17 protein-coding genes are annotated in these 18,217 nt (G+C 73.1%); 10 read left to right on the forward strand and 7 right to left on the reverse strand.

Features of this window, described 5'->3' with window-relative positions:
* Nucleotides 1-42: 42 nt before the first annotated feature.
* Genes JTN19_RS13560 through JTN19_RS13570 form a run of 3 tightly spaced genes read right to left on the reverse strand, consistent with a single transcriptional unit; the run spans nt 43 to nt 3,903 of the window.
* Nucleotides 43-1,023, reverse strand: a complete 981-nt coding sequence (locus JTN19_RS13560; RefSeq protein ID WP_206933695.1) for an NADPH:quinone reductase — start codon at nt 1,021-1,023, stop codon at nt 43-45.
* Nucleotides 1,024-1,039: 16 nt separating this feature from the next.
* A complete protein-coding gene (locus JTN19_RS13565; RefSeq protein WP_206933697.1) occupies nt 1,040-2,425 on the reverse strand; it encodes a leucyl aminopeptidase family protein in 1,386 nt (461 codons plus the stop codon).
* Between the two features lie 5 nt (nt 2,426-2,430).
* Nucleotides 2,431-3,903 carry a leucyl aminopeptidase gene (locus JTN19_RS13570; RefSeq protein ID WP_206933699.1) on the reverse strand — a complete coding sequence of 491 codons (1,473 nt, stop codon included), beginning with the start codon at nt 3,901-3,903 and terminating at the stop codon, nt 2,431-2,433.
* A gap of 87 nt (nt 3,904-3,990) precedes the next feature.
* On the opposite strand from JTN19_RS13570, the gene JTN19_RS13575 reads away from it, so the two are divergent.
* From JTN19_RS13575 to JTN19_RS13590, 4 genes are all read left to right on the forward strand, one after another.
* On the forward strand, nt 3,991-4,755 hold the full coding sequence (locus tag JTN19_RS13575) for a 3'(2'),5'-bisphosphate nucleotidase CysQ family protein (RefSeq protein ID WP_242531139.1): 765 nt from the start codon (nt 3,991-3,993) through the stop codon (nt 4,753-4,755).
* Between the two features lie 4 nt (nt 4,756-4,759).
* Entirely contained in the window at nt 4,760-5,725 is a 966-nt protein-coding gene (locus tag JTN19_RS13580; protein WP_340643328.1) for an L-threonylcarbamoyladenylate synthase, read from the forward strand.
* Nucleotides 5,726-5,872: 147 nt separating this feature from the next.
* Entirely contained in the window at nt 5,873-7,006 is a 1,134-nt protein-coding gene (locus tag JTN19_RS13585) for a bifunctional 2-methylcitrate synthase/citrate synthase (RefSeq protein WP_206933711.1), read from the forward strand.
* Nucleotides 7,007-7,502: 496 nt separating this feature from the next.
* Entirely contained in the window at nt 7,503-8,165 is a 663-nt protein-coding gene (locus JTN19_RS13590; RefSeq protein ID WP_206933713.1) for a hypothetical protein, read from the forward strand.
* 51 nt (nt 8,166-8,216) lie between these two features.
* On the opposite strand, the gene JTN19_RS20550 is transcribed toward JTN19_RS13590, so the two are convergent.
* Nucleotides 8,217-9,323 carry a glycosyltransferase gene (locus tag JTN19_RS20550; protein ID WP_206933714.1) on the reverse strand — a complete coding sequence of 369 codons (1,107 nt, stop codon included), beginning with the start codon at nt 9,321-9,323 and terminating at the stop codon, nt 8,217-8,219.
* 120 nt (nt 9,324-9,443) lie between these two features.
* On the opposite strand from JTN19_RS20550, the gene JTN19_RS13600 reads away from it, so the two are divergent.
* Nucleotides 9,444-11,438 (forward strand): methyl-accepting chemotaxis protein, encoded by a 1,995-nt coding sequence (locus JTN19_RS13600; protein ID WP_206933716.1) that lies wholly within the window; start codon nt 9,444-9,446, stop codon nt 11,436-11,438.
* Nucleotides 11,439-11,442: 4 nt separating this feature from the next.
* On the opposite strand, the gene JTN19_RS13605 is transcribed toward JTN19_RS13600, so the two are convergent.
* The gene (locus tag JTN19_RS13605) at nt 11,443-11,907 is read right to left on the reverse strand and encodes a nucleoside deaminase (RefSeq protein WP_242531140.1); all 465 of its coding nucleotides are present in this window, start codon (nt 11,905-11,907) and stop codon (nt 11,443-11,445) included.
* Nucleotides 11,908-11,937: 30 nt separating this feature from the next.
* Here JTN19_RS13605 and JTN19_RS13610 point away from each other — a divergent pair, with 30 nt between their 5' ends.
* The 5 genes from JTN19_RS13610 to radC all read left to right on the forward strand — a co-directional run bounded on the left by JTN19_RS13610 (nt 11,938) and on the right by radC (nt 15,923).
* Nucleotides 11,938-12,966 carry an LLM class flavin-dependent oxidoreductase gene (locus JTN19_RS13610; RefSeq protein ID WP_206933718.1) on the forward strand — a complete coding sequence of 343 codons (1,029 nt, stop codon included), beginning with the start codon at nt 11,938-11,940 and terminating at the stop codon, nt 12,964-12,966.
* An 80-nt stretch (nt 12,967-13,046) separates the two neighbouring features.
* Nucleotides 13,047-14,075 carry a YeiH family protein gene (locus JTN19_RS13615; RefSeq protein ID WP_206933720.1) on the forward strand — a complete coding sequence of 343 codons (1,029 nt, stop codon included), beginning with the start codon at nt 13,047-13,049 and terminating at the stop codon, nt 14,073-14,075.
* Between the two features lie 33 nt (nt 14,076-14,108).
* Nucleotides 14,109-14,297 (forward strand): hypothetical protein, encoded by a 189-nt coding sequence (locus tag JTN19_RS13620; protein WP_206933722.1) that lies wholly within the window; start codon nt 14,109-14,111, stop codon nt 14,295-14,297.
* A 64-nt stretch (nt 14,298-14,361) separates the two neighbouring features.
* Nucleotides 14,362-15,171, forward strand: coding sequence for a type I methionyl aminopeptidase (gene map, locus JTN19_RS13625; RefSeq protein WP_206933730.1), 810 nt, complete (start codon nt 14,362-14,364; stop codon nt 15,169-15,171).
* Between the two features lie 35 nt (nt 15,172-15,206).
* The gene (radC, locus tag JTN19_RS13630; protein ID WP_242531141.1) at nt 15,207-15,923 is read left to right on the forward strand and encodes a RadC family protein; all 717 of its coding nucleotides are present in this window, start codon (nt 15,207-15,209) and stop codon (nt 15,921-15,923) included.
* A 128-nt stretch (nt 15,924-16,051) separates the two neighbouring features.
* On the opposite strand, the gene JTN19_RS13635 is transcribed toward radC, so the two are convergent.
* Together JTN19_RS13635 and JTN19_RS13640 are read right to left on the reverse strand one after the other, a co-directional pair.
* A complete protein-coding gene (locus tag JTN19_RS13635; protein WP_206933733.1) occupies nt 16,052-17,455 on the reverse strand; it encodes an amidase in 1,404 nt (467 codons plus the stop codon).
* Between the two features lie 86 nt (nt 17,456-17,541).
* Complete coding sequence (locus tag JTN19_RS13640) at nt 17,542-18,141, reverse strand: hypothetical protein (protein ID WP_206933734.1); 600 nt, start codon at nt 18,139-18,141, stop codon at nt 17,542-17,544.
* Nucleotides 18,142-18,217 lie beyond the last annotated feature (76 nt).

Genomic DNA, 18,217 nt, shown 5'->3' on the forward strand with positions numbered 1-18,217 from the left:
ATCGTGGCTGGTGCTCAGCGCCGGCCACGTGAATCGGCCCGGTCAAGACATGCTCAGGACGATGTTGCCCATCGCATCCCCCGCCTGCACGATCTCATGCGCCGCCGCGCATTCGGCCAGCGGCAGCGTGCCCGCGATGGCGTGCTGCAACCGGCCCTCCGCCAGGAAGCGCGTCAGCAGCCCCTCGCACTCCGCCCGCGCGGCGGCGGAGAGTTCATAGACGATGAAGCAGCGCAGCCCGATGCCGCCCAGGATCATGGGGAAGAAGGGCAGGGTGAACTCGGCCGCGCCCGAGCCATAGACGACGCACAGCCCATCCTGCGCCAGCACCTGCGGCAGCAGCTTCGCGTTGGCCGCGATGTCCACCTCGATGACGCGGTCCACGCCGCGCCCGTCCGTCAGTTCGCGCACGCGGGCGCCGGCGTCCTCGCGCCGATAGTCCACGCAGGCATCGGCGCCGGCCGCCATGGCGTGCGCCGCCTTCTGCGGGCTGCTGACGGTGGCGATGATGCTGCGCGCGCCGAGCAGCCGCGCGAACTGGATGGCGTAGTGCCCCACCGCCCCCGCGCCGCCCGCCACCAGCACGGATTGCCCCGCCACGCCGCCATCGGTCAGGCAGGCGCGCAGCGCGGTGAGTGCGGGAATGCCCAGGCACGCCCCCGCCTCGAAGCTGGTGCCCGCCGGCAGCGGCACGGCCTGCGCCTCGGGGATGGCGATGCACTGCGCGGCGGTGCCATGGGCGCGCTTCCACTGCCCGTTCCACACCCAGACGCGCTGGCCGATGCGGCTGGGCTCCACCCCCAGCCCCACCGCCTCGATGATGCCCGCGCCATCGCTGTGCGGGATGATGCGCGGGGCGAGCATGGGCCGGCTGCCGCCGCGCGCCTTCCAGTCGGAGGGGTTCACGCCGGAGGCCGCGAGCCGCACCAGCACCTCGCCCGGGCCGGGGATGGGGGTCGGCATGTCGCCAAAGACCAGCACCTCGCGCGCGGGGCCGGTGCGTTCGTACCAGACGGCCTTCATGGCATGTCCTCCCTGGTCAGACCCGGTGGGGGTCCTCGAAATGGCGTTCCACCAGCGCGTCGAGCAGCCGCGCGCCGAAGCCCGTGGGGCCATGGCGCGGGGCGAGCCCCTCCTCGCCCGCTTCCTCCGAGACCCCCGCGATGTCCAGATGCGCCCAGGGCAGCAGCCCCACGAATTCCCGCAGGAAGGCGGCGGCGTGGCAGGCATCGGGCAGCAGCGGGCCGGCGGGGGCGCATTGCCGCAGATCGGCGATGGGGCTGTCCAGGTCGCGCCGATGCGCCTCGCCGATGGGCAGGGGCCAGAGGCGCTCGCCCACCGCCTCGCCCGCCGCGGCCACGGCGGCCCCCAGCGCGGCCTCATTGCCATAGAGCCCCGCGCGGTGCGTGCCGAGTGCCGTCACCACGCTGCCCGTCAGCGTGGCGAGGTCCAGGATGGCCTGTGGCTTGAAGCGCATGGCGGCGTAGTGCAGCGCATCGGCCAGCACCAGGCGGCCTTCGGCGTCGGTATCAATGATCTCCACCGTCCGGCCGGAGAGCATGCGCAGCACATCGCCTGGCCGGTAGGCGTGGCCGCTGGTGGCGTTCTCGGCCAGCGCCAGCACGGCCACGGCGGGGCAGGGCGAGTTGCGGCGGGCCAGCGCCAGCATCGCCCCCGCGCAGGCGGCGGCCCCCGCCATGTCGCCCCGCATCTTCTCCATGCCCTGCGCGGGCTTGATGGAAATGCCGCCCGTGTCGAAGCAGATGCCCTTGCCCACGAAGGCCACGGGCGGTGCCGCGAAGGCGCCCTTCCAGCGGAGGATGACGAGGCGCGGCCCCTCCGCCGCCCCCTGGCCCACGGCGAGCAACCCGCCCGCGCCGAGCTTGCGAAGCTGGGCGGGCTTCAGCACCTCCACCTCCAGCCCCTCGGCCTCCAGCGCCTTCAGGCGGCGGGCGAATTCGCGCGGGTGCAGGCGGTTCGCGGGTTCCGCCACCAATTCGCGGGCGAGGAGCGCCCCATCCAGCCCCGCCTTCGCACGCGCCCAGAGGGGGGCGGCACGGTCGGGATCATCCACCAGCAGCGACAGGCGCCGCGGCCCCGGCGTGCGGCGGGGTTGCAGCGCCTCGAAGCGCCAGGCGCGCAGCACCGCGCCCGCACCCAGCGCCACCGCCACCGCATCGGGCAGGCCGCGCGCGTCAATGGCGACGCGCGCCGCCTCGCCCGCCGCGCGGATGCAGGCCGCCCCCACCGCCTCCCATTGCGGGGCGTTGGAGGCGCCATCCGCCCCCACCCAGCGCAGCTTCGGGTGCAGCTCCAGCACCTGGCCCGGCCGCCCCTCGAAGCCCGAGGGGTGCGGCTCGCCCCCCTCCAGCACGGGCCGCAGCACCAGCGCGCCGGGCGGGGCCTCCGCGCGGAGGCGCAGCACCCGGCTCAGCCCTCGTAGTGCTCGGCCACCATGCGGTCGAGCAGCCGCACGCCGAAGGCCGTGGCGCCCTTGGGCGTGGTGGGCGCGTCCTTGGACGACCAGGCGGTGCCGGCGATGTCCAGATGCGCCCAGGGCTTCTTCTGCACGAAGCGCTGGATGAACTGCGCGGCCGTGATGGAGCCGCCGGCGCGCCCGCCGCCCACATTCTTCATGTCGGCGATGTCGGACTTGATCTGCTTGTCATAGGCATCGCCCAGCGGCATGCGCCAGCAGGCCTCGCCCGTGGCCTGGCCCGCCGCCACGATCCGCGCGGCGAGTTCGTCGTCATTGGCGAAGAGGCCGGCATGCTCATGGCCAAGCGCGACGATGATGGCGCCCGTCAGGGTCGCGAGGTCCACCATGAACTTCGGATCGTACTTCTCGATCGCGTAGTGGATCACATCCGCCAGCACGAGGCGGCCTTCCGCGTCGGTGTTGATCACCTCGATGGTCTGGCCCGAGGCGCTGGTCACCACGTCACCCGGCCGCTGCGCGTTGTGGCCCGGCATGTTCTCGACCAAGCCCAGCAAGCCCACCGCGTCCACCTTGGCCTTGCGGCCGGCGAGTGCCGCCATCAGCCCCGCCACGGTGCCGGCGCCGGCCATGTCCCACTTCATGTCCTCCATGCCGCCCGCGGGCTTGATGGAGATGCCGCCCGTGTCGAAGGTCACGCCCTTGCCGATGAAGCAGACCGGGTTGCTGGCCTTCTTGCCCTTGGAGAGCCCGTTCCACCGCATCACCACCAGGCGCGGTTCATTGATGGAGCCCTGCGCCACGCCCAGCAGCGCCCCCATGCCGAGCTTCCGCATCTCCTTCACGCCCAGCACGTCCACCTCCAGGCCGAGGGAGGACAGCGCCTCGCAACGTTTGGCGAACTCGACGGGGTTCAGCACATTGGGCGGCTCGGAGACGAGGTCGCGCGCCAGGAACACACCCTCCACCACGGCCTTCATCGGCGCCCAGGCCGCCTTGGCCGCCGTGCCCTCGCCGGTGGCGACCGTCAGCTTGGACAGCTTCGGCTTGTCCTCGGCCTTCTCCGTGGTGCGGTAGCGGTCGAAGCGGTAGTGGCGCAGCGCGGCGCCCATCGCCACCGAGGCCGCCTCGGCCGCCGGCAGCCCATCGGCGGCGATCATGGCCGTGACCTCGCTCGCCATGGCGGCGGCGGCGGCGCCACCCAGCTTCTCGGCGGCGGCGGCACCCCCTTCCTTGCCCATGCCCAGCACCAGCAGCTTGCCGATGCCCGGGGCGGGCGCCCAGAGCGTCGTGCTCTGCCCCTTGCGGCCCTTGAAGCCCGCGGCCTCCAGCGCGCGGACGAGGCCCCCCTCCATCGCGGCATCCAGCGTGGCCGCGAGGCCCGTGGGTGCCGCCTCCTCGGCCAGCAGCAGGACGAGGCCGCCCGCCTTGGGCAGGGCGGGCTTGGCGAAGGCGATGTCGAGCATGGGGGCTCCTGGCTGGGACATGAAGGCTGGAAGATAGGCCCTGGCGCCGATTGCGTCAGCCCATCGCGCGGGGATACACGGAAGGACATGGATCATTCCGCCCTTCTCGAACTCGCCGCCCGCCTCGCGCATGACGCGGGGCAGGCCATCGAAGCCATCCGCCGCGCCGGATTTGAAGTCGAGCGGAAGGGCGATGCCAGCCCCGTCACCGCCGCCGACCGCATCAGCGAGGGCATCATCACCGAGGGGCTGCGCGCGGCCACCCCCGACATCCCCATCATCGCCGAGGAGGCGATGTCCGACGGCGTGATCCCGCCCGTGGCCCCGCGCTTCTGGCTGGTGGACCCGCTGGACGGCACCAAGGAATTCGCGGCCGGCCTGCCCGAATACTGCACCTGCATCGCGCTGATCGAGAATGGCCGCGCCGTGCTGGGCGTCCTTGGCGCCCCGGCCGAGCCCGCCCTCTATGCCGGCATCCTGGGCCAGGGCGCCTGGGTGGAACGTGGCGGCGTCCGCACGCCCATCAAGGCACGCCCCATGCCCGCCACGGGCCTGGTGCTGATGGCCAGCCGCAGCCACCGCAAGGACACGGGCGAGGCCGGCTTCACGCCGCCCGTGCCGGTGGTCGAGACCATCCCCATGGGCTCCGCGCTGAAATACGCGCGCATCGCGGAGGGCATCGCCGATGTCTCCCCGCGCCTCGATGGCCGCACCATGGAATGGGACACGGCGGCCGCGCAGGCGGTGCTGGAGGCCGCCGGCGGGCGCATGCACGACCCGCACGGCAAGACGCTGCTCTACGGCAAGGCCAATTACCGCAACGAGGGCTTCATCGCCTGGGGCGCCGAATAACGCGGTGACGGCGCTGCTGGACGATGCGCTGGACGCGGCCGCCCTGCTGCGCGCCGGCGCCCTCGTCGCCTTCCCCACCGAGACCGTCTATGGCCTCGGCGCCGATGCGCGGAACGGCGCCGCCGTCGCCGCCATCTTCGAGGCGAAGGGCCGCCCGCACTTCAACCCGCTGATCTGCCACTTCCCGGATGCCGAGGCGGCCTTCGCGGAAGTTCGCGCCGATGATCGCGCCCGCGCCCTGGCCGCCGCCTTCTGGCCAGGCCCGCTGACGCTGGTGCTGCCGCGCCGCGCCGATTGCCGCGTGGACCTGCTGGCGGGCGCGGGCCTCGACACGCTCGCCGTGCGCGTGCCGGACCACGCGCTGGCCCTGGCCGTGCTGCGCGCGGCGGGAACGCCCGTGGCCGCACCCTCCGCCAACCGCTCCGGCCGCGTCAGCCCCACCACGCCCGCCCATGTGATGGAGGAGCTGGAAGGCCGCATCGCCGCCATCCTCGATGGCGGGGAATGCGCGGTGGGCGTCGAATCCACCGTGCTGGACCTCTCGGGCGGCAAGGCCGTGCTGCTGCGCCCGGGCGGCGTGCCGGTGGAGGCCATCGAGGCCATCATCGGCCCGGTGGGCCGGCCCATCCCGCCGGGCGCGGGCCCCGCGCCCACGCTGCGAAGCCCCGGGCTGCTGCTGTCGCACTACGCGCCCACGCTGCCGCTGCGCCTCGACGCCACCGAAGTCGCGGCGGATGAGGCGCTGCTGGCCTTCGGCCCGCCGCTGCCGGGTGCCGCGCTGGTCGCGCAGCTTTCCGAGGCGCGGGATGCGACGGAGGCCGCGCGGAACCTCTTCGGCGCGCTGCGGCGGCTGGACGCGGAGGGGCAGCGCCTCGGCCTTCGTGGCATCGCCGCCATGCCGGTGCCGGGCGAGGGCCTGGCGCCGGCCATCCGCGACCGCCTGGCACGGGCGGCCGCGCCGAGGGGTTAGCCACGCGGCCGATTCACGCCGCGGGCGCTGCCCGCATCGATCGGACGCAGGACGCCACGCGGCCGATTCACGCCGCGGGCGCCCCCCGCTTGTTTCGTCGCCATGCGCGCTTAAGCTGCGGTGCAACAAGCGAGAGGAAGACACGCCATGTCCGAAGCCATCGAAGTCCGTAAGGGCCTGGTCGGCGTCTATGCCGACGAGTCCAGCGTCTCCAAGGTGATGCCGGAGACCAACAGCCTCACCTATCGCGGCTATGCCGTGCAGGACCTCTGCGAGGAGGCGAGCTTCGACGAGGTCGCCTACCTGCTGTGGAATGGCGAGCTGCCCACCGCGGCCCAGCTCCGTGACTTCCAGGCGGCCGAGAAGGCCGAGCGCGCCCTCAGCCCCGCCCTGCTGCGCGTGCTGCGCGACTTCCCGCGCGACGCGCACCCGATGGACGCCATCCGCACCGCCGTCTCCTTCATGGGCATGGAGGACCCCGAATGCGCCGACATCAGCGACGCCGCGCAGCGCCGCAAGGCGGTGCGGCTCCTGGCGCGCATCCCGACGGCGGTGGCGGCCACCAACCGCCTGAGCAAGGGGCTCGAGCCCATCGCGCCCGATGCCTCGCTGCCCTTCTGCGAGAACTTCTTCCACATGGTCTTCGGCCGCGTGCCGGCGAAGGAGGTCATCAAGGCCTTCGACGTCAGCATGATCCTCTACGCCGAGCACACCTTCAACGCCTCCACCTTCGCCGCCCGTGTCGTCACCTCCACCATGGCCGACATGCACGGCGCCATCACGGCGGGCATCGCGGCCCTCAAGGGGCCGCTGCATGGCGGCGCCAATGAGGCGGTGATGCACATGCTGAAGGAGATCCCCTCGCCCGAGGCCGCGGAAGCCTGGCTGCGCGAGCGCTTCGACCACAAGGCGCTGGTGATGGGCTTTGGCCACCGCGTCTACAAGAACGGCGACAGCCGCGTGCCGACCATGAAGAAATACGCCGAGATCATGGCGGAGGTGGTGGGCGACAAGCGGTGGATGAACACCTCCGCCGTGCTCGCGAAGGTGATGCTGGAGGAGAAGCGCATCCACCCCAACCTCGATTTCCCGGCCGGCCCCGCCTACTACCTGATGGGTTTCGACATCCCGATGTTCACGCCCATCTTCGTGTGCAGCCGCATCACCGGCTGGGCCGCGCATGTGCTGGAGCAGGCGGCCGACAACCGCCTCATCCGCCCGCTGTCGCTCTACAACGGGCTGGAGCAGCGGCCCGTCACGCCCATCGCGCAGCGCGGCTGACGACATCGCGGCGCGACGTTCACGTCGCGCCGCGCATCATGCCCACGATGCTTTTCGAGATGGGTTGCACGCGCGCGGAAAAGGATTTTGCGCGCGAAAAAGCAGATAATATTTGACACGCATCATGCGCGTTCCGATAGCGTTCAACACGCACGCATTGACGCGCGATTCGTCCCTTCCAACGCTCATCCGCGCGCGGCGCGAGAGCCAGGATCGGATGCCTGGAATCGCTGGACAGCGCGGGCGTCGTGCAGAGGAATCATTCGTGATTCGTGGTTCGGACTCCCCCGCGGGACATCTCCCGAAGGAAGAGGCGCAAGGGCAGGCGGCATGGTGCCGCGGCTCTCCGCGCGGCGCATCCGTGGCGCCGTTTCCGCATCGCCCTGCCTGCGTGCCGGGCCTGGCCTCTCGCGGCGTGTGCCGCGCGGGCCTTGCCCATTCCCGTTGATTTGCCCCTCAAAGGAAAACGCGCGCCCCGCGCGAAGGAGATGCCACAGTGACCGACAGCAACGAGACCAGCGACAGCACCCCACGCGCGATGGCGATGGCCGTGGCGCCCGGCGGCCGCCGCAGCGCCAAGCCCGCCAGCGCGCGCGCGCGCGTCGCGGCCAAGAAGCCGGCCGCGAAGAAGGCCGCGCCCGCCAAGAAGGCGGCGCCCGCGAAGAAGCCTGCTGCCAAGAAGGCCGCCCCCGCGAAGAAGGCCGCCGCCAAGCCGGCCGCGAAGAAGGCCGCGCCCGCCAAGAAGGCCGCCGCCAAGAAGGCCGCGCCCGTGAAGAAGGCCGCCGCGAAGAAGGCCGCGCCCGCCAAGAAGGCCGCGGCCAAGAAGGCGGCCCCGGCGAAGAAGGCCGCGCCCGCGAAGAAGGCGGCCGCGAAGCCTGCCGCGAAGAAGGCGGCCCCCGCGAAGAAGGCCGCGGCCAAGCCCGCCGCGAAGAAGGCCGCGCCCGTGAAGAAGGCCGCCGCGAAGAAGGCCGCGCCCGCGAAGAAGGCCGCCGCCAAGCCCGCGGCGAAGAAGGCCGCGAAGCCCGCCGCCGGGCCTGACCCGAAGCGCGTCGAGGCCGCCCGCAAGGCCGCCGCCACGCGCGCCGCGCGCAAGGCCAGCCAGGCCGAGGCCCCCGCCGCCCCCGCGCCGGAAGCCACCGGCGACACGCCGGCGAGCTGAGGCCGCGTGAATGGTCCGCCCCGGTGCCGCGCGCGCCGGGGCGGATCCCGCCTAGCGCGCGCGCCCCGCGCGCCACGCCTCGATCTCGGCCAGGATCCGTTCCGCGATCCGCCTTCGGTCCCCTTGCTGGCTGGCCTGGCGCTGCGCCGCCGCCGCCATGTCCCGCGCCACCATGGGCGCCTCCATCACCGCACGGATCGCCGCCGCCAACGCGGCCGCATCGCCCCGCGGGACCAGGGTGCCCGTCGCACCCGGCGTGATCTGCGCGCGAAACCCCGCCGCATCGGACGCCACCACCGGCACGCCCAGCAGCATGGCCTGCGCCGCCACCAGGCCGAAGGGTTCCTCGCGCGAGGGGCAGGCGAAGATGTCCACGCCCGCGAAGAAGGCGACGCGGTCCTCCACCCAGCCCAGGAACTCCACACGCTCCAGCAGGCCGCGCCGCGCGGCCTCGGCTTCCATCGCCGCCCGTGCCTCGCCCGTGCCGCCGATGCGAAGGCGCAGCGGCACACCCTGCTCCACCAGCGACGCCACGGCCTCCACCAGCAGGTCCAGCCCCTTCACCGCGCGCAGCTGGCCGAGGAAGCCCACCACCACCTCGCCCCGCGCCGTGGCACCCATCAGCCGCAGCGCGGGGGCGGGCAGGGGGTCCATGTCGGGCAGCACCGAGGGGTTGGGCAGCACCAGGATGCGCTTGTTCGCCGCGCGGCGGCCGAGGGCCGCGCGCACCCGCGCCTCCTGTTCCGCGTTGAGGCAGAGGATGATGTCCGCGCCCAGCCGCAGCCCGAAATTGGGCCCATGGCAGACCGAGATCAGCGGCACGCCGCGCGGCGCCGCCAGGCGCAGCAGCGGATAGGCCTTGCCGGTGTGGATGAGCACGCCCTGCACCCCCTCGCGCCGCATCCGCCAGGCCAGGCGCAGCACGAGACAGGGGTTCGCGGCCGAGAGCGTGGTATCGAGCATCCCCACATGCTCCACCCTGGCGCCGCTTTCGCGGTGCGCCGCCATGCGCGGCGCCGGCAGCTTGGCGAGCGTGGTGACGCGCGCCCCCGCCTCCATGAGGCCACGCGCGTGGGACAGCGCCACCTCGTCAATCGCGTCGCGTCGTCCGCCGCAGGCCACGGCCTGGAGAAGATGCGGGGCGGGCGGCTTCGTCACGGAGAACCTGCATGGCTGACGCCTCGTTTTCTACAGGCGGCGCCGGCGTTTGCTAACCCGATCTTCATTATGACGGCGACATGAGACGCGCCCGACATTCTTCCCGGAGCTCCTTCCCGCATGGCCTTGACCCTCACCGCACCCTCCACCGGTGCCGATGCCGCGCGCCCGCGCGCCAGCATCGGCCGCCGTCTGATGCTAGGCTTCGGCGCCGTGCTCGCGCTGCTCGTGGCGCTGGCCGCCATCGCGGCCCACCAGGTGAACTCCATCAGCGAAAGCCTCGCGGTGGTGAATGACGTGAACGGGGTGAAGCAGCGCTACGCCATCAATTTCCGCGGCAGCGTCCATGACCGCGCCATCAGCCTGCGCGACGTGGTGCTCGTCACGAATGAGAACGAGCGCGCCGAAGCCCTGCGCGAGATCACGCGGCTGGAGGAATTCTATACCCGCAGCGCCACCTCGCTGGACGCGATGATGGCGACGGGCGCCGGCGTCACGCCGGACGAACGCCGCATCCTCGCCTCCATCCAGGAGACCGAGGCGCGCACCATGCCCATGGTCCGCGCCGTCATCGCCGCGCGCGCGGCGGGCGAGGCGGCGCAGGCGCATGCCCTGCTGATGGAGCAGGCCCGCCCCGCCTTCGTCGAGTGGCTGGCGCGCATCAACCAGTTCATTGACCTGCAGGAGGAGAAGAATGGCGTCGTGGCGCGCGAGACGCGGGCGGTGGCCGAGGGCTTCCAGACCCTCATGCTGGTCATGCTGGGGCTTGGGCTGGCGCTGGGCCTGGGCATCGCGCTCTGGGCCACCGCCGCGGCGCGGCCGCTGCGCGCGCTCTCCCACACCATGCTGCGGATGGCGGAGGGCGACCTCTCGGTGGAGATCCCCGGCCAGGGCAGGCGCGACGAGGTGGGGCAGATGGCCGCCGCCGTCGCCGTCTTCCGCACCCAGGGCGAGGAGGCCCGCGCCGCCCGCGCCCGCCAGGAGGAGGAGCGCGCCGCCGCCCAGGCGGCGCAGGTCCAGGCGCTGCGCCACATGGCCGACCGCGTGGAGGGCGAGACCCTGGCCGCCATGACCCGCATCGCCGACCAGGCGCAAACGCTCGCCACCGGCGCGGAGGAGATGGCCGCGACCGCCGGCCGCGTCAGCGGCAATGCCGGCGCGGCGGGCGAGGCGGCGCGCGAATCGCTCGCCATGTCCGAGACGGTGGCCGCGGCGGCCGAGCAGCTCTCCGCCGCCATCCGCGCCATCACCCAGGAGGTGCGCGAGGCCGCCAATGTCAGCCGCGAGACCGCGGCCGACAGCAGCCGGACGGAGGAGGCCATCGTCTCCCTCTCCGGCGCGGTGGGGCAGATCGGCGATGTGACGCGCCTCATCAGCGAGATCGCGGGCAAGACCAACCTGCTGGCGCTGAACGCGACCATCGAGGCCGCGCGCGCCGGGGATGCCGGCAAGGGCTTCGCCGTGGTGGCGGGCGAGGTGAAGGAGCTCGCCTCCCAGACCGCCCGCGCCACGCAGGAGATCAGCCAGCACATTGACGCCGTCAGCCGCCGCACCGAGGCCGCGGTGGAGACGGTGCGGCGCATCGCCCGCTCCGTCACGCGCATTGACCAGCTGGCGGCCAGCCTGGCCGAGGCGGTGGACCGGCAGGACAGTGCCACGCGCGAGATCGCGCGCAGCATCACCGAGGCCACCCAGGCGACGCGCGCCGGCGCGGCACGGATTTCGGACGTGCGCGACGACGCGGAGGAGAACGGCACCCGCACCGAGCGCATGCAGGCCGACACCGCCGACCTCGCCGCCCGCGCCGCGGAGCTGACGCACCAGGTGGTGAGCATCGTCCGCGGCGCGGTGCCCGAGGTGGATCGCCGGCGCGAGCCGCGCCAGCCCGCCCATGGCCAGGCGCGGCTGATGCTGGGCGGGCAGTCCTTCGAGGTGCGGTTGCTGGACACCTCGTCAGGCGGCGTGGGCGTGGCGGGCGTGCCGGAGGGGCTGCGGCCCGGCCAGCGCGGCACCCTGCACATGCCGCAGAAGGGCGCCGTCGAGGTCGAGCTGCGCCATGCGCGGGGCGACCGCGCGGGCCTCGCCTACCTGGCGCAGGGCGTTCGCGCGGCGTGAGGGGTCAGTAGGGCACGCGGTCGGGCTTGTCCGCCCACAGGCGGAAGGCCTCGCGCGCCTCCGCCGCCATCAGGCGGCGCAAGGGCAGGGCGCGGCTCTCCAGGGGCCGCGCCACCTCCTGATAGAGCGCGTCATCGTCGAAGCCGATCGCCGCCGCATCCGCGCGGTCATTGCCATAGACGATGGCGCCGATGCGCGACCACCAGATGGCGCCGAGGCACATCGGGCAGGGCTCGCAGCTCGTGTAGATGGTGGCACCCGACAGGTCATGGCTGCCCACCGCCGCGCAGGCGGCGCGGATGGCCACCACCTCGGCGTGCTGGGTCGGGTCGCGGCCCGGCACCACGTTGTTGCGGCCCTCGCCGAGGATGCGCCCCTCGCGCACCACCACCGCGCCGAAGGGGCCGCCGCCCGCGGCCACCCCTTCGGCGGCGAGGTCGAGGGCGCGGCGCATGAAGCTCTCTTCCATGGGGGCTCCCGGGCTCTGTAGGATGCGCCGATGTTGCCCGCGCTCTCCATCCTCGACCAGTCCACCATCGTCTCCGGCCGCGACGCCGCGGACGCGATCCAGGAGACGCTGGCCACGGCCCGCCTCGCGGATCGCCTCGGCTATGCGCGCTATTGGCTGGCCGAGCACCACAACAGCCAGAGCCATGCCGGCAGCGCGCCCGAAATCCTGATCAGCGCCATCGCCGCCACTACCAGGCGCATCCGCGTGGGAAGCGCGGGCGTCATGCTGCCGCACTATTCCGCGCTGAAGGTGGCCGAGCAGTTCCGCGCGCTGGAGGCCGTGGCACCCGGCCGCATTGACCTGGGCGTGGGACGCGCGCCGGGCAGCGACGGGCGCACCGCCTTCGCGCTCAACCCCAACGCCGCCCAGGCCGCCGACAATTTCCCCGCCCAGATCCGCGACCTGCTGGGCTGGCTGGGCGAGGGCCTGCCGGAGAACCACCCCTTCCGCATGGTCCGCGCCTCGCCGGAAGTGCCCACCCGCCCCGAGCTCTGGGTGCTGGGCAGCAGCGACTATGGCGCGCAGGTCGCGGGCTTCTTCGGCCTGCCCTATTGCTTCGCGAGCTTCATCACGGACGGGCAGGGGGCGGAGCAGGCGCTCTCCCTCTACCGCGAGACCTTCCAGGCCACGCGCGGCACCACGCCCAACGCCGCCGTCGCCGTCTATGCGCTGGCGGCCGACAGCCGCGCCGAGGCCGAGCGCCTCTTCGCGCCCCGCGCCCTGTGGCGCCTCTTCCGCGACCGCGGCAATTTCCCGCCCTTCCCGACGGCCGAGGAGGCCGAGGCCCACCCCTACACCGAGGCCGAGCGCGCCCGCGTGGACCGCATGCGCGAACGCGCCATCATCGGCACCGGCGCCGAGGTGCGCGACCGCCTGGCCGCCATGGCCGCCGAACTGGGCGTGCAGGAGGTGGCGGTGCTGACCCCCTGCCACGACAAGGCGGCCCGCGCCCGCAGCGTCACCCTGCTGGCCGAGGCCTTCGGGCTGCAACCCAGCCTCCCGCTCGCCGCGGAATAGGCGCGGCCGGCCCGGGTTGACGCACCGGGCCCACGGGTGGACCGTGCCGCGCACCAAACGTTCCAGGCGAATTCAGACTGATGGCAGCCCCCACCACCGCGGCCCCCACCGGGCAATCCTTCCCGGACAAGCTTCGCAGCCTCGCCCCTGGCCTCGCCGTCTGCTTCGGCATCGCCATCATCGCCATCATGCTGCGGAACATGACGGGGGTGGCGGCACTCAATGCCGTGGTCGTGGCGCTGGTGCTGGGCGTGGGGGTGGGTGCCGTCATCGGCCGGCCGGCCAGCCTCAAGCCGGGCATCGCCTACGCGGTGCGGCCGGTGCTGCGCGCGGCCATCGTGCTGCTGGGCCTGCAACTGACGCTGGGCATGCTTTGGGCGCTGGGGCCGGGGGCGCTGGTGCTGGCGCTGGTGGTGGTGGCCGCGACCCTGCCCTTCACCATCTGGCTCGGCCGCGTCATGGGGGTGGACCCGGGGCTTTCCATGCTGATCGGCACCGGCACGGCCATCTGCGGGGCGTCCGCCATCGTCGCCGCCAACCAGGTGGTGCGCGGGCGCGAGGAGGACGTGACCTATTCGCTGGCCGTCATCACCCTCTGCGGCACCGTGGCGCTGGTGGTGTTCCCCTACCTGGCGGAACTGCTGGGGCTTTCGGCGCGCGTCTATGGCCTCTGGGCGGGGGCGGCCATCCATGAGGTGGTGCAGGCCGTGGGCGCCGCGGCCGCCGGCGGCGAGGTGGCCTCGCAAAGCGGCACCGTGATGAAGCTGGCCCGCGTCTTCCTGCTGGCGCCGGCCGTCCTCGCACTCGGCTGGTGGGCGGCCAGCCGCCAGCACGCGGACGCCGCCAAGGTGAAGGCGCCCGTGCCCTGGTTCGCCTTCGGCTTCCTGGCGCTGGTGGCGCTCGGCAGCACGGGCCTGGTGCCGCAATTCGCCGTGGACGCCAGCCGCTTCCTGGTGCCGCTGATGCTGGCCGCCAGCGTGGCCGCGCTGGGCCTGCAGACCGACCTGCGCGCCCTGCACGCCCGCGGCGCCGCCCCCCTGCTGCTGGGCATCGCCAGCACCCTGTTCATCACCCTGCTCGCCCTGCTGGGGGTGCTGCTGATCGGGTAGCGTCTGATCGGCTTCGGCGGGATCGCCGAGGCCGTGAATCAGCCGCGGATCGGCTGGCGTCTGATCGGCTTCGGCGGGATCGCCGAGGCCGTGAATCAGCCGCGGATCGGCTGGCGTCTGATCGGCTTCGGCGGGATCGCCGAGGCCGTGAATCAGCCGCTGATCGGGTCGCGTCCTTCCATGCCCCCAGCGGCGCCCAGGGCTTCGACGAATTCGGGTTGAAGCCGTGGCGCCGCGCGCGCATGTTGGGCGCTGGGTCATGGAATGGGTTTGGTCGGGACCAGGTATGGACAAGCAGCGCGGCGAGGCTCGCCGGATCACTCTCCACGCTCCGCAGGATTTCGACGGCGCGCGTCGGGCCGGGCGGTTGGCGGCGGAGTGCCTCGACATGATCGGCGCGCATGTGCGGCCAGGGGTGACGACCGGGGAGCTGGACCGGCTCTGCCATGACTTCCTGCTGGAGCGCGGCGCCGTGCCGGCCACGCTGGGCTACCGCGGCTATGCCCATTCCTCCTGCATCTCCATCAACCATGTGGTCTGCCACGGCATTCCGGGCGAGCGGGTGCTGGCCGAGGGCGACATCCTCAACATTGACGTGACCGCGCTGCTTGATGGCTGGCATGGCGACAGCAGCCGCATGTATGCGGTGGGCCAGGTCAGCACCAAGGCGCGGCTGCTGATGGAGGTGACGCACGAGGCCATGATGCGCGGCATCGCGGCCGCGCGCCCCGGCAACACCTTCGGCGACATCGGCCACGCCATCCAGTCCTATGCCGAGAAGCATCGTTTCTCGATCGTGCGGGATTTCTGCGGCCATGGCATCGGCCGGCAGTTCCATGAGCCGCCGAACGTGCTGCATTTCGGCCGCCCGGGCGAAGGCGCGCGGCTGGCGCCGGGCATGTTCTTCACCATCGAGCCCATGGTGAATGCCGGCCGCCCCGAGGTGAAGATCCTGGATGATGGCTGGACGGCCGTGACGCGCGACCGCAGCCTCTCCGCCCAGTTCGAGCATATGGTGGGCATCACCGAGACGGGCTGCGAGATCTTCACCCTCTCGCCCGGCGGCCTGCACAAGCCCGTCTTCCAGGCGGGCTGATGGCGCGGCGCCGGGGCATGGAGGAGGCGGGGGGCATGTTCCCGTCGCTTCCGCCCGTCCCGGTCCAGTCCAGCGTGGCCGTGCCCGGCGCGGAGGGCCACCGCGCCCGCATGCGCCAGAAGCTGATCGAGGCCGGGCCCTCCGCGCTGCTCGACCATGAACTGATCGAGATGATCCTGTTCCTGGCCCTGCCGCGCCGGGACACCAAGCCCATCGCCCGCGCGCTGCTGGCGCGTTTCGGCAGCTTCGCCAATGCGGTGACCGCCCCGGTGGTGGAATTGCGCCAGGTGGAGGGGCTGGGCGAGGCGGGCATCGCGGCGCTGCGCATCGTGCAGGCAGGCGCCACGCGCCTGGCCGCGGCCGAGGTGCGGGACATGCCGCTGCTGAACAACTGGTCGCGGCTGGAGGAATACCTCACCATCGTCCTGGCGCGGGAGCCGATCGAGCAGTTCCGCATCCTGTTCCTGGACAGCAAGAACCGGCTGATCGCGGACGAGGCGCAGGCGCGCGGCACGGTGAACCACACGCCCGTCTATCCGCGCGAGGTGGTGAAGCGGGCGCTGGAACTGCACGCGACCGCGCTGATCCTGGTGCACAACCACCCCTCCGGCGACCCCACCCCCTCCCGCGCCGACATCGAGATGACGGCGGAAGTGAAAGGCGCCGCCGCCGTGATGGGCATCACGGTGCATGACCACCTGATCGTGGGGCGGGGGGTGATCCTGTCCTTCCGGCGGGAGGGGCTGCTGTAGCGCCGCCCCGGCCGCGTGGGATCGCGTCCGATCGTCCCCGGCGCAGCCGGGGGCGTGAATCGGCCGCGCGGGATCGCGTCCGATCGTCCCCGGCGCAGCCGGGGGCGTGAATCGGCCGCGCAAAAAGCTCACACCGCCACGGGTGCCAGGTTCCCCATCAGCCACCGCGCCACACCCACCGCATCGGCGTCGCGGTGCGGCAGGCCCATCACCTGCAGGCCCACCGGCAGCCCGCCCACCCCCATCAGCGGCAGCGTCACCGCCGGGCAGAAGATGGCGCTGGCCGGCGCGTTGAAGGCGATGTCGCCGGTCGGGCGCGGGTTCAGCGGCTGGCCGGGCACATCGCCCGTCCACACCGGCGCGGGCCCGACCGAGGAAAGCGTCACCACCGCATCCGCCATGGTCATCACCGCGGCATAGGCGGCCTGGGCCTCGGCGCGTTCGCGCAGCGCGGCCTGGTAGTCGGCCACGCGCATGGCCTCGGCCGCGGCCAGCACATTCTTGGCGCGCTGGCTCACGCCATCGGGGTTCTTTTCCACAAGCGCCCGCTGCGCCATGCGGTTCTCCCAGCGGGTGATGGCGTTGCCATAGGCCGAGGCGCCGTCCACCCGCCGCTCCAGCGTCTCGATCCAGGCGTGGTCGCGCCGGCGCAGCAGGGTGATGCCGGCGGCCGCCATCTGCTCCAGCAGCATCTCGAAGGCGGTGCGGCTCGCGTCATCCAGCCGCGCCCAGCCCTCGGTCTCCAGCACCACCAGTCGGCCGGGGCGGCGCGCCTCGGGGCAGGTGTCGGGGCCCATCAGGCCGGGCTGGCCCGGGTCGCCGCCCGCGCGCTTCGTGATCTCGATGGCGACCTGCCAGCAATCCTCCAGGGTCGCGGCATGGGGGCCGCTGGTGCTCTGGCTGGTCGCCTGGCGCTCGCCGCGGGTGATGGCGCCCTGGGTCGGCTTCAGGGCGAAATTGCCGCAAAAGCTGGCGGGCCGGATGATGGAGCCGCCCACCTGCGTGCCGATCGCCGCCGGCACCATCCGCGCCCCCACCGCCGCCGCCGATCCCGAGGAGGAACCGCCCGGCGTCCGCCCCGGGTCGAAGGGGTTGGTGGTGGGGCCCGGGTTGGCCCCGCCCAGTTCCGCCGTCACGGTCTTGCCCAGGATGACGGCCCCCGCCTCCCGCAGCGCCCAGACGGCGGCGTTGTCGCGGCCGGTGTGGCTCCCGCGATAGGCCTCGCAGCCCATCTCGGTCGGCATGTCGCGGGTTTCCAGCAGGTCCTTGATGCCGATGGGCATGCCATCGAGCGGCGAGAGCGCCTGGCCCGCCTTCCAGCGTGCCGTGCTCGCATCCGCGGCCGCCCGCGCCCCCGCCTCGTTGACGGTGACGAAGGCGCGCACCACGGGCTCCCGCGCGGCCATCACCTCCAGGCAGCGTTCGAGATAGGCGCGCGGCGTGTCGGACCCGTTGGCGAAGGCGGGCAGGGCGTCCAGCCAGCTCAATCCGCGGAAATGGGCGGGGTGGTAGGTGTGGGCCTGCTGGTCCATGGCGCGCTCTCCCTCTCGCGTGAAGGGAGAGCGTAACGCCGCTTCGCCGGGGAGGGGAACCTCGCCCCCCCGCGCCAGGGGCGCGTTCAGCCCGCCGGAAGGGAGCGCGCCACTTCCAGCAGGAAGGCCCGCGCATCGGCCACCGGGGCCGGGTCGCGCATCATGGTCACGCGCAGGCGCAGCACATGCCCGCCGGCCGTGCCCACGCAGAAGGTGCTCAGCACCGGCTGGCGGCCGTAGCTGCCCTCCAGCGCGGCGCAGCGCAGCCCGGGGCCGGCGGGTTCGGTGAATTCCTGCACCACGTTCAGCCGCCGCCCCGGCCGCGCGCCGGTCGAGACCTCGTCCAGCCAGCGCGTGTATTCGCCGGCCGCCGCCGCCGTGGCCTCGCCCTGCGCCGGGCGCACCACCTGCACGAAGGCGGCCCCGCGGCGGTTGGGGGTGGCGTAGTTCACCTCCAGCCCCTCCATGGGCTGCCGCACCGGCACGGTGGCGCCACGGGTGAAGCTGTCGGCGCTGGCGGGCAGGGCGGCGGCCAGGGCCTCGGGCGTGACGGGGCCGGCGCGCACCGCGGCGGGGGCGGGGGCCTGGCCCGCCTGTCGCGGCGCCTCGCAGCCCGCCAGCAGGAGAAGAAGCCCCGCCCCCATGAGGGCGAGGCGAGGGGTGTCGTGGCGCTTCCCGTTCAACATGCGCGGTGGTCTAGAGCAGATCGCGCCGCCAGGGGAAGCGCCCCCGCCTCACTCGGCCGGTCCGTGCTGCCGGTCC

It is taken from the genome of Roseococcus thiosulfatophilus (assembly GCF_017311575.1).
GTDB lineage: Bacteria > Pseudomonadota > Alphaproteobacteria > Acetobacterales > Acetobacteraceae > Roseococcus > Roseococcus thiosulfatophilus.